Source organism: Streptomyces sp. NBC_01390, assembly GCF_045040105.1.
Lineage (GTDB): Bacteria > Actinomycetota > Actinomycetes > Streptomycetales > Streptomycetaceae > Streptomyces.
Window position 1 is genome coordinate 778,191 of sequence record NZ_CP109551.1, and the last position, 13,030, is coordinate 791,220.

Genomic DNA, 13,030 nt, shown 5'->3' on the forward strand with positions numbered 1-13,030 from the left:
AGTGGCGCTCCTTCAGGGCCTGCGGGCGACGATGTCGCGCGCCGAGCGGATCATGGCCGCGATGGTCGGCGGCAGCCGTTCCTGGTCGGGGTCGTGGTGCTTGCCCTCGCGGTGTCTGCGCAGGTTGTGGCCCATGATCGCGGCCATCTTGGTGCGGGCCAGGGCACGGAACCAGTCGAGGTCGGGAGGTTCGGGGCGGCCGTCGAGGTACGCGGCGAGCAGTTCACCCTCGCCCGGCAGGCCCGGCACCGGGCGCCCGAGCCGGGGGAAGTTGCGGTGGTCGGCGAAGAGCAGGAACCAGGCGAGGTCGCCGCGGGGGTCCCCCTGGGTCCAGATCTCCCAGTCGATGACGGCGGCCGGCCGCTCGCCCCGGCACAGGACGTTGCCGAGCCGGAAGTCCCCGTGGGTCAGCACGGGCGGCACGGCCGTCGGGACGCGGGCTGCCAGCAGGTCGAGCAACTCCTCGGCTCCGTAGCGGAGTTCGGATGGTACGGCTCGCATGGTGCGGGCCCAGCGCGCCAGTTCACCGTCCGGTTCCAGCAGCGGTTCGGACGCCGGCGCCCCGGACGTCACCGCTCCCGTTCCGTGCAGGTCTCGCAGTACGTCGGCCAGCGCCAGCATCCGCGTGCGGCACAGCCGGGGATGGATCCGGTGCTCGTCGAGGACCGGCTCGACGGCCTCGCCCGCGACGAACTCCATGGCGAACCAGGCGGGTTCGCGTTCGTCGACGGCGCTCACCCGCGGCACGGGCACCGGTGATCCGGCGAGAACGCGCAGGATCCGGGCCTGCCGGAGCACGTCGTTGCGACCGACGGGACGCTGCCCGGGCGGTACCGCCTTCACCACGTACGAGGTGGTCCCCGCCGTGATGGCGTACGTGAGTCCGGAGTGTCCTCCGGGCAGGGTGCGCAGGTCCCCGAAGGGTTCGCCCGGGTGTCGGTCGGCGAGGTGCGCGCGGACCCGTGCGGCGAGTTCCGTCACCTCGGTCGTGGTGCTCAACTCCCCGCTCCTTTCGGCTCTTTGGGCAGCCCGAGTACGCGTTCCGCCAGAATGGTGCGCTGGATCTCGTCGCTGCCACCGGCGATGCGGTAGCCGGGGGCGCCGAGCAGGTGTTCCGTCCAGGCGAAGGTGCCCCACTCCCCCGTGTCGGCGGCGAGCCGCGGCCCGAGGAGCTGCTGGACCAGATCGGTGGTGGCGCGCATGGTCGCGGTGGCGTGGAGTTTGCCGACCGAGGCCTCAGCGCCCGGTTCACGCCCGGCGACCAGGGCCGCCGAGACGCGCAGGCCGATGAGCCGCTGGACCAGGGCACGGACGAACAGGTCGGCCGCCTGCTGCCGTTCGCCGCCGGTGAGCGGTCGGGGCAGGTGCCGGGCTAGGTCGAGGGCGCGGTCCGCGTTGCCCAGGCCGAGTCCGCCGGAGTCGAGGCGTTCGGCGGCGAGCACGGTGAGGGTGACCCGCCAGCCCTCGCCGACGGGGCCGAGCCGGTCTGCGTCGGGGACGAACACGTCGTCCAGGTAGACCTCGTTGAAGCTGGAGCCGCCGGTCATCTGGCGGATGGGACGTACGGTCACCCCCGGCGCGTCCATCCGGACCAGGAAGACCGTGATACCCGCGTGCTTGGGCACGCCCGGGTTGGTGCGGCACACGGCGACGCCCCAGGTGGCGACCTGTGCGCCGGACGTCCAGACCTTGTGGCCGCGCAGCATCCAACCGTCGCCGTCCGGCACGGCCCGGGTCCGGACGGCGGCCAGGTCCGAGCCCGCCTCCGTCTCGGAGAAGAGCTGGCAGGCGAGTTCGTCGGTGCGCAGCATGGGGCGCAGCCACCGCCGCTTCTGCTCCGCCGTCCCCCAGACGCGGATCGCGGGGGCGACGAGCTGCTGGGTGACCGGGAAGATCTCGGTGCGCCGGGGGACGTCGAAGGCGGCCTCCTCCGCACGGTACAACTGCTCGTAGTGGGCAGGCAGTTCACGGCCGCCGTACTCCTTCGGCCAGTCGAGCGCACCCCACCCCTGGTCGTACCGGGTGTGTTCCCACTCCCGTGTGCGGTCGGTGTGCTCACGTTCCTCGGCCTCGGTGCGGTTCTCGAAGACGGCCACCGAGTCGTCGCCGCGGCCCCACTCCTGACGGGCGGCGCGGGTCTTCGCCACGCCGGTCAGCCAGCGTCGGGCCTCGGCCCTGAACTCCTCGGGGCCGGGGATGTCACTCATGGTTCTCCTCCCTTCGTTCCTGCCGCGGGGCGCCTTGGCGGCTCAGCGGGTCAGCACGGTGCAGGCGCTGACGCCCGGTGCGCCGTACACCTGGGTGAAGCCGCTCGACGGGCCGCCGGGCACCTGTCGTTCGCCCGCTCTTCCGCGCAATTGCTGGACGATCTCGTGGACCTGGCGCAGTCCGGAGGCACCGATGGGCTCGCCGTTGGCGATGCAGCCGCCGTCGGTGTTGACCGGCAGCGTGCCGCCTATCGCGGTGGCGCCGGAGGCGATGAGGCGCTCCTGCTCGCCGTGCTCGCAGAACCCGCACTCCGCCATGTGCATCACCTCGGCGCCGCTCTCGGTGTCCTGCAGCTGGCACACATCGATGTCACCGGGCCCCAACCCGGCCTGCTCGAAGGCCAGTCGGGCGGCATCCGTGCTGACGCTGCTCGGTGTGCCGGGCGGCGCCCAGGGGCTGAACACCTCGAACGAACCGAATCCGCGGGTCCGCACAACGGCGGCCCGCAGCGCGACCGTGGCTCCGCCCAGTTCCCTGGCGACCGCTCGGCTGCACAGGACCAGGGCGACCGCGCCCTGTCCCGGCGAGCAGAACATGTACCGGGTCAGCGGGTCGTTGACCATGCCCGACCCCAGGATCTCGGCCGCGTCGAGCGGTTCACGACGCCAGGCGTGGGGGTTGCGCACCCCGTTCGCGTACGCCTTCTCGGCGACCAGCGCGAGGGTACGGGCGCTGATCGCGTGGTCGTGCATGTAGCGCTGGATCTTCATGGCGAAGAACTGGGTGGTGACCATGAGTCCGTCACGGCCGTAGGCCTCGTCGAGCCCCCAGTCGGCCGGCCGGGGATCGAAGGCACCCCGTGGGTGCTTGTCGAACCCGACGGCGAGGGCGACGTCCGCCGCGCCGGCCCGAATGGCGTTGACGGCCGAGACGAGGGCGCTGCCTCCGGTCGCGCAGCCGTTGCGTACGTTGACGAACGGCACGCCTGTCAGACCGAGTTCGGCCACGAGGGTGTCGGCGTTCCCGGCCGAGTCGCTGCCGCCGTAGGCGGCTCGGACGCGCGACCACGGAAGCCCGGCGTCGGCGAGAGCCGCCCGAACGGCCCGCACGGCGAGCTGCCTGCCGCCGGCCTCCGTACGGGCGAAGGAGGTGATCCCCGCGCCGCAGATCATGACGTCGTCAGCACTCATGCGAGGGCTCCCGCGGCAACGGCCCTGGGGACGCCGTCCGCCGCCCCGACCCGCAGCGCCATGCCGATGGTGACATCGTCCGGCGATACGTCAAGAACGGCCAACACCCTTACCCCGTCAGCGAGTTCGACGTATCCGACAGCGAACGGCTCGAACCCGGTGTCAGGTGCGGCGTACGGCGGCGACTTGGGCGCATACCGCTGCACGGTCCACGTCCACAGCATGCCCGTGTCCGAGAGGACGGCCGGGTCGGCCGGGCCCCCGCAGCGCGGACACGCCGGGTCCGCCGGGTACACGGCCACCGCGCACCCGGCGCACCGCGAGCCGTGCAGTCGGCCGATGGCGTGCGCCGCGCCGCTCAGCGGCCCTTCCACTGCGGCTCCCGCTTCTCCAGGAAGGCCGCGACGCCCTCCGCCGCGTCCTCGGAGTTGAGCATCACACCGACCGCGAGGTGCTCCATGACCATCAGGGACTGGATGTCTGCGTCGAGACTGCGGTCGATGGTCATCTTGGTGATCCACATGGTGAACGGGCTCTTGTCGATGAGCTGGTCGGCGAACTCCTCGACCGTCGCGTCCAGCTTGTCCGCGGGCGCCGAGGAATTGATGAGGCCGAACTCGGCGGCCTCGACCCCACTGAGCAGCTTGCCGGTGAGCATGAGCTCCTTGGTCTTGCGGACGCCGATCATCCGCGGCACGCGGTAGATGGGGCCGGCGCCACCGAACAGCGCCCGGCGGATGTGGAAGTCGCCGATCAGTGCGTCGTCCGCGGCGATCGCGAAGTCACAGGAGATCATCAACTCGAAGCCACCCGCGGTGACATGGCCTTCGAGGACGGCGATCGACGGCGTCCTCATCGAGTAGAGCCGGTCGCACACCTTCGCCGACAGTACGGCGACGTCGATGGCGTTGGACCGGCCGACGAAGTCCGCCTGGAGGCTGTCCAGGTCGAACCCGGAACAGAAGGTGTTGCCGCGCCCGCGCAGGATCAGCACGCGCAGTTCCGGGTCCGCGTCGACCTCGGTGATGATCTCGTCGAGCCGCTCGAGGATCGGCACCGTCACGCAGTTCTTCTTGTGCGGCCGGTTCAGCCAGACCCGCGCCACGTGCCCGTCGCGCTCGAACTGGATCTCGTCTTCGACTGCCATGAGCTCCTCCAACCTGAACTGAATTCAGTACGATTCTGGGTGCGGCGGTTGGCCCTGTCAATGGACCGGGACCGACGATCAGCCGGAGCGGCCGCCGAGGCCGAGCAGTCCGGCCAGCCGCAGCCGGTGGTCGTCGGCGGTGCCGAACAGGGCCTCGTCGGCCCGCGCCCGGCGTACGTACAGGTGGGCCGGGTGCTCCCAGGTGAAGCCGATACCGCCGTGGAGCTGCACGTATTCGGCGGTCGCCAGACGGTAGGCGCCGGTGCAGACCACCGCTGCCACGCTCGCCGCCACCGGCGTCTCCTCCGCCCGCCCGGCGAGGCAGGCGCTCGCGTACGCCGACGCCGACCGCGCGCCCTCGACCTCTACGAGCAGGTCGGCCAGCCGGTGTTTGACGGCCTGGAACGAGCCGATCACGCGGCCGAACTGGGTTCGGTGAGACACATACGTGAGTACGGCGTCCAGGGCGTGCGCACTGCCACCGACGTGCTCGGCGGCCAGCGCCACCCGCCCGGCGTCGAGGACCGCGCCGACGATCCCCGACGCCTGCCCGACCTCGCCGACCGGTTCACAGGACGCCCCCCGGAAGCGGATCAGCGCCTGCCGGCGGGTGGGATCCAGGACGCGGTGGGCGACCCGGTCGACGGTCGCGGCGTCCGGCTCGCAGGCGAACAGCCGTTCCCCGTCCGGCGCCCGGGCCGCGACGAGCAGCAGGTCGGCGCCCTCGCCGTCGAGCACGAAGTCGGCCTCTCCGCGCAGCACCCATCCGCCGGGACCGCGCTCGGCGGTCACGTCGGCCCGGCACGGAAGTCCGGCGACCGTGGCCGTGAGCGCGCCGGAGACGATGCCCGGCAGCCAGCGTGCGCAGGCCCGCCGGTCGCCGCTGTCCAGCAGGGCGTGCCCGGCGAGGACGACGGTGGACAGCAGCGGTGCGGGGCACAGCACCCGCCCTGCCTCGTCCAGGGCGACGGCGAGGTCGGCGAAGGTGCCACCGGCGCCGCCGTACTCCTCGGGCACGGCGAGCCCGTGCACGCCGACCTCGACGGCGAGCCGGTCCCACAGCAGGCGGTCGTGTCCACGCGGGCTCCGCGTCTGGGCGCGCACCTCTTCGGGCCCGCAGGTGTCGGCCAGCAACTGACGCAGGATGTCGCGCAGTTGACGTTGTTCGTCACTCTCCAGCAGCAGCGCCGGATCGGGGTCGAGCCGGAACATCCGAGTCTCCTTCAGCCGTAATGCGTTTTCTGGACCATCAGCCCGCCAGACCTCCAAACCTTCAGACCTTCAGACCTTCAGACCTTCAGACCTTCAGACCGTGAAGCGTCCGCCGTTGGCGAGGAGTACCGCGCCGACGAGGTTCGCGGCCTCGTCACCCGCGAGGAACAGGGCGATGTCGGCGATCTCCTCCGGTGTGGCATACGGGCGTACGCGCGGATCGGCGAAGCCTTGGCGCAGTGCGGCGGGGGTTCTGACGGCCATGCCGGTGTCGGTCGGTCCCGGTGCCACGGTGTTGACGCGGACGCCGAACGCGATCGCCTCCTTCGCGACGGACTGGCTCAACGCGTGCGCGCCCGCCTTCGAGGCCGCGTAGTGCGGATATCCGGCCGGGGTGTCGAAGGCTGAGGAGGAGCCGACGGTGACCACGGCTCCGGACCGGCGAGGTGTCATGACCCGCAGTGCGGCGCGCAGGACGTGGAAGGTGCCGTCCAGGTTGACGCGCATGACGCGCCGCCAGGCGTCGTCGTCGAGCCGCCCGGTCACCTCCGGGGGCCGGTTCCCGACCAGCGCTTCGGCGATCCACTCCTTGGCCGTGGGGTCGTCGATTCCGGCCGCGTGCACCACGATGTCGAGCCGTCCGTGCCGTCGTACGATCTCGTCGAAGAGCAGGTCCACCGCCGCGGAATCGGCCACGTCGACGGTCAGCGGGTGCGTTCGCGGCAGTTCCTTCGTCACCGCCTCGGCCGCGAGGCGGTCGATGTCCGCGGCGAAGACCTCGGCGCCCTGCGCGGCGAGCCGCCGGACGACCGCGGCGCCGATGCCGGATCCGGCACCGGTGACGAGCGCGGTCCTTCCGTCGAACCGTCCCATGTGCTCACCACCTGACCGTCCCGCGTGTTCGACACCCGGTCGTCCCGCGTGTTCGACACCCATGCGCGATCACCTCTCCCTCCGCTTTCCTCCACCCGACTTTTCTCCGCCCGCTTCCTGAACTGACTTCATTTTTGTTAGCGTCCCAGGTATGTCAACAGGCGGCGCAAGAGCGGTCCGGCTGACCCGGTGGGGCGGCCCGCCGGTCATCAGCGAGGTGGCACGGCCTGTCCCCACGGGCGAAGAGGTCCTGATCCAGGTGGAGGCGGCCGGCCTGTGCCGTTCGGACCTCCATGTCATCGACGCACGGCCGGGCGATCTCCCCTACCGAACCCCGTTCACCCTTGGGCACGAGGTCGCCGGCCGGGTGGCGGAGCAGGGTCCCCTCGCGGTGGGCCCGGCGGTCGACGAGCGGGTCGTCGCGTACGGGCCCTGGGGCTGCGGAAGTTGCGCACGCTGCGCGTCCGGGGCGGAGAACTACTGCGACCGGCGCGCGGCACTGGACGCGGACCGCGTCGGCACCGGGGCCGGGCTGGGACGCGACGGCGGTATGGCCGACTGGCTGCTCGTGCCGTCCGGACGGCTGCTGGTACCGGTCGGCGGGCTGGCCGCCGTACAGGCCGCACCGCTGTCGGACGCCGGGCTGACCGCGTTCCACGCCGTGACCACGGTCCGGCGCTCGATCGGTGACGGCACGAGTGTGGTCGTGCTGGGCGTCGGCGGGCTGGGACATCTGGCCGTCCAGATCCTGCGCGCCACAACGACGGCGCAGGTGCTGGCCGTGGACGTACGGGCGGAGGCACTCACTCTGGCCGACGAGTGCGGCGCACACTTCGGCACGCTCCTGCGACCCGACAGCGCGGCGGTCCTGCGCAGCCGGACGGGCGGGGTCGGGGCGGTCGCCGTGCTCGACTTCGTCGGCAGCCGCTCCAGTCTGGACCTCGCGACCGGCGTGCTGCGGGCGGGCGGAGAGCTGGCGGTGGTGGGCAGCGGCGGCGGGGAGGTCACGGTCCGCAAGCCCGGCGCACTCCCTCCCGGGACGCGGATCTCCCTGCCCTTCTGGGGGACCCTCCCCGAACTGGAACAGGTCGTCGCCCTGGCACGCGAGGGGGCCCTGAAGGTGGAGGTCGAGCGGTTCGCGCTGTCGCGCGCGCTGGAGGCGATCGAGGCGCTGCGTTCCGGCGAGGTGCGGGGTCGCGCGGTTCTCGTACCCGACTGACCCCCTGCCCGACCGATGCCCCACCCGACCGACCCCACCGGTCCGGCCGGAACTCGTACGGCTCCACCACGCTCCGACCGACCCCTCGACTCCAGAAGTGAGTTCAATTAGCGTCTTGTATCCGATCGGCGACATGAAGGCGGTGGGACCCGCTATGGATGCGGCAACAGTGGATCTTCTGGTGCTGGGCGGCGGGATGGCCGGTCTCTCGGCCGCCGCCCGGGTGGCGGCCGAGGGCGGCTCGGTGGTCCTGGTGGAGAAGGCGGAACGCACCGGCGGATCCGCCCGCTTCGCGGGTTTCGTATGGACGGCCCCGACCCTCGAGGAGCTGCGCCGGGTGAATCCCGACGGCGACCCGAAGCTGGCCGAGGCCCTGATCGACGGGTTCGCCGACGGCATCGCGTGGATACGGTCGCTGGGCGTGGAATGCCGGCCACCGGTACCCGTGCTCGGCTTCGGGCGCGGCCATCAGGTCGACAGCAATCACTACCTCGACACCTGTGAGCGGCTGATCCGCGACAGGGGTCACGAGGTACTGACCGCCACCCGGACGCACGCCCTCCTGACGGAGAACGGCGTGGTCAAGGGCGCGGAGTGCCTCCTGCCGGACGGATCCGTACGCCGGATCGAGGCCACCTGGACCCTGCTCGCCACCGGCGGATTCCAGGGCGACCCGGCCCTGCGCGCCGAGCACATCCACCCCCGGGCCGCGAACATCGCGCTACGGGCCAACCCGCACAGCGCGGGCGACGGTCTCGCGCTCGGCCGGGCGGCGGGCGCGGCGTTCGGCAAGAAGGACGCGGGGTTCTACGGCCACCTGATGCCGGCCGACGTCTCCCTGACCGACCCCGCGCGCTTCGTCGACCTGGCGCTCTACTACAGCGAGCACGCCCTGCTGTTCGACACCACGGGCGAGCGCTTCGTCGACGAGACGGTCGGCGACCATCTGACCACCATGGCGCTGCTGGAACGGCCAGGAGCCCGCGGCCTGCTGGTCGCCGACGCGCGGGTGCACCGCGAATGGATCAGCGCCTCGTACGTGGAGGGCATCCCCGGCGTGGACAAGTTCCAGCTCTGCCATCGCGCCGGGGCCCGCAGCGCGGTGGCCGAGAGCCTGGACGACTTCGCGTCGATGCCCGAGGAGTGGGGCTACCCGGGCGCCGTGATCCGCGACCGGATCAAGGAGTTCAACGCCACCACCACCGGTGACGGCGCGCCGGCCCCGGGGCGGCTGCTCGACGGCCGACCGCTCGACGAACCGCCGTTCTACGTCGTCGAAGCGGCCCCGGCGATCACCTTCGCCTTCGGGGGCCTGCTGATCGACACCGGCGCCCACGCGCTGTCCGCCGACGCGGCCGGGCACCGCCGGATCCCCGGCCTGCTCGCGGCCGGCGCGGACGCGGGCGGACTGTACCGGCGCGCCTACGCAGGCGGCCTCGCCCCCGCCCTGGTCTTCGGCCTCGCGGCGGCACACACCGCGCTCGACGAGGCACCCGCGCCCGTCCGACCCTGAGTGCCGGTAGGCCGCACGCACAAATTGTCGTGCACGAGTCTTGCCCGTCCGGCGCCGGATGCCTAGCGTACTGAATTGAGTTCACTTTGACTTATGGATCCGCTCCATGATTCGCAAGGTGAACACGGTTTCTCGTAAGTGGCGCGAAACGCGCTCTTCCCAGGGCCCGAGCCCCCGAGTTCCGCATGTTCCCGAGTTCAGAGTTCCCAAGTTCCTTCAAGGGAGTGGCTGTGAGTCAGTTCCTGCTCGTCCTGGTCAGCGGTGTGGCCAGTGGAGCCGTGTACGGCCTCATGGGTCTGGGGCTGGTCATCATCTACCGGGCCACGGACGTCGTGAACTTCGCGATGGCCTCCCTCGCGACCCTGGGCCTCTATGTGGCGGTCTCGCTCCACGACCGGGGCGTGGCGACGGTCGTCGGCGTCTTCGCCGCCGTCGCGATCACCGTGGCTGCCGGTCTCCTGGTACGGGAGACGGTGATCAGGCCGCTGGGTCAGGGCCAACTGTTCTCCGCGCTCGTCGTGACGATGGGCGTGTCCCTCGTGGTGGAGAGCGTGGCCGGTTCGATCTGGGGCGACCAGCCCAAGTCCTTCCCCAGCCTGGTCGACGGGACCGTGCGCTGGTCGGGTGCCGCGGTGCCGGTCCAGAGCCTGGTGACGATCGCCGTCGCAGCGGTGGCGATGGCGCTGGTGGGCTATCTGTTCGCCCGCACCACGCTCGGCTCGGCCATGCGCGCGGTGGCCGAGTCGGCGGAGACCGCCCGTGTCGTCGGCCTCGGCGCACAGCGCATCGCCCGGCTCTCCTGGGCGCTCGGCCTGGGTCTCGCCGCGCTCGCCGCCTGTCTGTACGCACCCCGCTCCGGGCTGGTGCCCACCGCCCTCGTCGCCCCGCTGTTCCGGGCCTTCGCCGGGATCTTCCTGGGTGGCCTCACCAGCATGTACGGCGCTGTCGTGGGCGGACTGACCATCGGCGTCCTGGACAACCTGGCGGCGAACTACGTCTCCGCCAGTTTCCGGGACACGTTCGTGTTCACGTTCACCGTGCTGGTCCTGCTGATCCGCCCGCAGGGCATGTTCGGCACCCGCACCTTCCAACGGGTCTGAGGGGTCGCATCCATGGTCTTCAACCGTTCCCTCCTGGCGAAGGCCGCCCTGGGACCGGCCGCCGGGGCGGTGCTCATGGCCTGCATGGCGTCCGGCGCCATCCCGGCGTACCAGATGTACTCGGTGGGGCTGGCGGCCGTGTACACCGTCGTCGTGCTGTCGGTCGGCCTGCTGGCCGGCTGGTCCGGCATCTGGTCGGTGGGCCACCCCGCCTTCTTCGCCATCGGCGCCTACTTCGCCGCGTACGGCAGCGGCCACGACTGGCCCCTGGAGGCGGTGGTCCTCGGTGCCGTCGCCACCGGTGCGGTCCTGGGCGCCTTCATCGGATACGCGGGTGCCAGGTTCTCCGTGCTCTACATCGCCCTGCTGACCCTCGCCTTCACCACGGTGACCCTGGAGCTCATCAACCGCTGGAGCAGTGTGACCGGCGGCGACCAGGGAGTTCCGGTGCTCCAACTGCGCAGCGCGCTCGGCCTGGGCACCGTCCTGGGCGGTGGCACCGACGCGCAGTACCTCGCGGTGGGGGCCGCCTCCGTGGTGCTCGGGCTGGCCGTGCCGGCCGCCGCCTCGGGGCTGCGTATGCGGTTGGTGGCCGCCAAGTCGCATCCCCTGGCCGCCCGTACGATCGGCATCGCGCCCGAGGCGCAGTCGGCGCTGTCGTTCGCGGTGAGCGGTGCGTGCACGAGCTTCGCGGGCGTCCTGCTCGGTCTGCTCACCGGGTTCGTCAGCCCTGATCCGTTCTCGCTGACCTTCGGCATCTCGCTGATCGCGGCGTGTGTGCTCGGCGGGGTGGGCACGGTCGTCGGCGCAGTGGCCGGCGGCATCTACCTGACCTGGAACCCCTCGCTCTCGTCGGCGGTCGGTCTGCCCCAGCCGGTGGTGCAGGGCGCCGTACTGATCGCGGTGCTTCTCTTCCTGCCCGGTGGAGTCGTGCCCTTCCTCGCCAGACCCGCGCGCGGTCTCCTGCGGCGCGTTCCCTGGCGGCCGGCGGTCAGGAACCCGTCGGTTCCCGAGCCGCAGGCGGATCTCGTGCCGGTCCGGCCCACGGCCGACGGCACCGTCCTGCTCCGGCTGGAGCACCTGTCCGTCGCGTACGGCGGGCTCAAAGCCCTGGAGGACGCCTCTCTGTCGCTGCGGCAGGACGAGATCCTGGCCGTCATCGGCCCCAACGGGGCAGGAAAGACGACCCTGTTGAACGCCCTGTCGGGGCTGACCGGCAACGGCCGCGTGAGTGGGACCGCCGAGTTCGCCGGACGGCCGTTGCTGACGGCGCGGGCGACCGCGCGGCGCCGGCTGGGCATCGGCCGTACGTTCCAGCACGCGGAGGTCTTCTCCGAACTCACCGTCGCCGAGAACGTGTTGTGCACCCGCCGCCGGGTCAGGGCCCGGGACCGGGCCGACGTCATGCGGCTGCTGGATTCCGTGGGCCTCGCGGAGGTGGCGGACCGCCGCCCCACGGAGCTGCCGTTCGGCCTCCAGAAACGGCTGGACCTCGCCCGCGCGATGGCCGAGGAACCGCGGCTGCTGGTACTGGACGAGCCGTTCGGCGGCCTCGACGCGGGTGAACGGGCGCTGCTGGCCGGGCACATCAGGCGGCTGCACGCCGGGGGAACCGCCGTGGTGATCATCGACCATGTCCTCGACGACCTCTTCTCCGTCGCCCACCGGGTGATCGCGTTCGACTTCGGACGCACGATCGGCGGGGGCACCCCGGACACCGTCCTCCAGGATCCCAAGGTGCGCTCGTCATATCTGGGAACGGTCGGCAGCCGGGCTCAACTACCTGAGCGGGTAAGCGAGTCGAGCCTGCTTCGACTGCGCGGCACAGGTCACTGCTACGGCGGGGTGACCGCCCTGCGGGACGTCGACCTCGATGTCCGCAAGGGAGTCGTGCTGGGGATCGCGGGCGCCAACGGCGCGGGCAAGAGCACCCTGGCCGGAATCCTGCACGGCTCCCTGAAACCCGCCCACGGCGAGCGGGAGACGGGCGACGCCGTCCGCACCAGCCTGGCGCCCGAGGGCCGGGCCCTGTTCAAGACGCTGTCCCTGCGCGAGAACCTCGAAGTGGCGGCGTACGCGGCGGGAATCACCGGCGCGCCCCTGCGCGAGCGGCTGGAGGAGACGGTCGGGTGGCTGCCGCCGCGGCTGCGCGACCGGATGCACGTCTCCGCCGCCGGACTGTCCGGCGGCGAGCAGCAGATGCTCGCCATCGCCCGGGCGCTCATTGTCCGGCCCGATGTCCTGATCGTCGACGAACCGGCGCTCGGGCTCGCACCGGCGCTGGTCGACGAGGTCTACGACCGACTGGTGCGGCTGGCCCACGACGGCCTGACCGTCGTACTGCTCGAACAACTCCTCAGCCGCGCCATGTCCGTCTGCCACGAGGTGGCCGTGCTGCACGAGGGCGTCGTCGCGGCCCACGGGCGGCCGGGCGACCCCGGGTTCGCGGCCCTGGCGGAAGCGGCGTACTTCGGCGGCCGCCCGGAAACGGCCGCCCCGACCGCGGCGGACGCCGCCCGGACCTCCCCAGTTGTGTGAATCCCGTTGTGAACGAGGTGGAACGTGTTC

Annotated in this window: 11 protein-coding genes; 4 read left to right on the plus strand and 7 right to left on the minus strand. The window is 71.7% G+C overall.

Features of this window, described 5'->3' with window-relative positions; genetic code table 11:
- Window positions 1-12 precede the first annotated feature (12 nt).
- The 7 genes from OG241_RS03265 to OG241_RS03295 all read right to left on the minus strand — a co-directional run bounded on the left by OG241_RS03265 (window position 13) and on the right by OG241_RS03295 (window position 6,630).
- The gene (locus OG241_RS03265; protein WP_405813540.1) at window positions 13-999 is read right to left on the minus strand and encodes a phosphotransferase family protein; all 987 of its coding nucleotides are present in this window, start codon (window positions 997-999) and stop codon (window positions 13-15) included.
- The gene (locus OG241_RS03270) at window positions 996-2,207 is read right to left on the minus strand and encodes an acyl-CoA dehydrogenase family protein (protein WP_405813541.1); all 1,212 of its coding nucleotides are present in this window, start codon (window positions 2,205-2,207) and stop codon (window positions 996-998) included. The genes OG241_RS03265 and OG241_RS03270 overlap by 4 nt, the downstream gene beginning before the upstream one ends.
- Window positions 2,208-2,249: 42 nt before the next feature.
- A complete protein-coding gene (locus OG241_RS03275; RefSeq protein WP_405813543.1) occupies window positions 2,250-3,398 on the minus strand; it encodes a thiolase family protein in 1,149 nt (382 codons plus the stop codon).
- A complete protein-coding gene (locus OG241_RS03280; RefSeq protein ID WP_405813545.1) occupies window positions 3,395-3,772 on the minus strand; it encodes a Zn-ribbon domain-containing OB-fold protein in 378 nt (125 codons plus the stop codon). Before OG241_RS03280 ends, OG241_RS03275 begins: the two co-directional genes overlap by 4 nt.
- Entirely contained in the window at window positions 3,757-4,545 is a 789-nt protein-coding gene (locus OG241_RS03285; protein ID WP_405813546.1) for an enoyl-CoA hydratase/isomerase family protein, read from the minus strand. The genes OG241_RS03280 and OG241_RS03285 overlap by 16 nt, the downstream gene beginning before the upstream one ends.
- 78 nt (window positions 4,546-4,623) lie before the next feature.
- Entirely contained in the window at window positions 4,624-5,757 is a 1,134-nt protein-coding gene (locus OG241_RS03290; protein WP_405813548.1) for an acyl-CoA dehydrogenase family protein, read from the minus strand.
- A gap of 93 nt (window positions 5,758-5,850) precedes the next feature.
- Complete coding sequence (locus OG241_RS03295; protein ID WP_405813549.1) at window positions 5,851-6,630, minus strand: SDR family NAD(P)-dependent oxidoreductase; 780 nt, start codon at window positions 6,628-6,630, stop codon at window positions 5,851-5,853.
- Window positions 6,631-6,781: 151 nt separating this feature from the next.
- On the opposite strand from OG241_RS03295, the gene OG241_RS03300 reads away from it, so the two are divergent.
- From OG241_RS03300 to OG241_RS03315, 4 genes are all read left to right on the plus strand, one after another.
- Complete coding sequence (locus OG241_RS03300) at window positions 6,782-7,849, plus strand: alcohol dehydrogenase catalytic domain-containing protein (RefSeq protein WP_405813550.1); 1,068 nt, start codon at window positions 6,782-6,784, stop codon at window positions 7,847-7,849.
- Window positions 7,850-8,003: 154 nt separating this feature from the next.
- Window positions 8,004-9,362, plus strand: a complete 1,359-nt coding sequence (locus OG241_RS03305) for an FAD-dependent oxidoreductase (RefSeq protein WP_405813551.1) — start codon at window positions 8,004-8,006, stop codon at window positions 9,360-9,362.
- A 230-nt stretch (window positions 9,363-9,592) separates the two neighbouring features.
- Entirely contained in the window at window positions 9,593-10,462 is an 870-nt protein-coding gene (locus tag OG241_RS03310; protein ID WP_405813552.1) for a branched-chain amino acid ABC transporter permease, read from the plus strand.
- A 12-nt stretch (window positions 10,463-10,474) separates the two neighbouring features.
- Entirely contained in the window at window positions 10,475-13,000 is a 2,526-nt protein-coding gene (locus OG241_RS03315) for an ATP-binding cassette domain-containing protein (RefSeq protein ID WP_405813554.1), read from the plus strand.
- Window positions 13,001-13,030: the final 30 nt, after the last annotated feature.

Excerpts from the sequence above, each read along its gene's own strand:
- OG241_RS03305 (WP_405813551.1), top strand. The coding sequence starts at position 8,004 with ATGGATGCGGCAACAGTGGATCTTCTGGTGCTGGGCGGCGGGATGGCC.
- OG241_RS03300 (WP_405813550.1), top strand. The coding sequence starts at position 6,782 with ATGTCAACAGGCGGCGCAAGAGCGGTCCGGCTGACCCGGTGGGGCGGC.
- OG241_RS03285 (WP_405813546.1), bottom strand. The coding sequence starts at position 4,545 with ATGGCAGTCGAAGACGAGATCCAGTTCGAGCGCGACGGGCACGTGGCG.
- OG241_RS03315 (WP_405813554.1), top strand. The coding sequence starts at position 10,475 with ATGGTCTTCAACCGTTCCCTCCTGGCGAAGGCCGCCCTGGGACCGGCC.
- OG241_RS03290 (WP_405813548.1), bottom strand. The coding sequence starts at position 5,757 with ATGTTCCGGCTCGACCCCGATCCGGCGCTGCTGCTGGAGAGTGACGAA.
- OG241_RS03295 (WP_405813549.1), bottom strand. The coding sequence starts at position 6,630 with ATGGGACGGTTCGACGGAAGGACCGCGCTCGTCACCGGTGCCGGATCC.
- OG241_RS03270 (WP_405813541.1), bottom strand. The coding sequence starts at position 2,207 with ATGAGTGACATCCCCGGCCCCGAGGAGTTCAGGGCCGAGGCCCGACGC.
- OG241_RS03275 (WP_405813543.1), bottom strand. The coding sequence starts at position 3,398 with ATGAGTGCTGACGACGTCATGATCTGCGGCGCGGGGATCACCTCCTTC.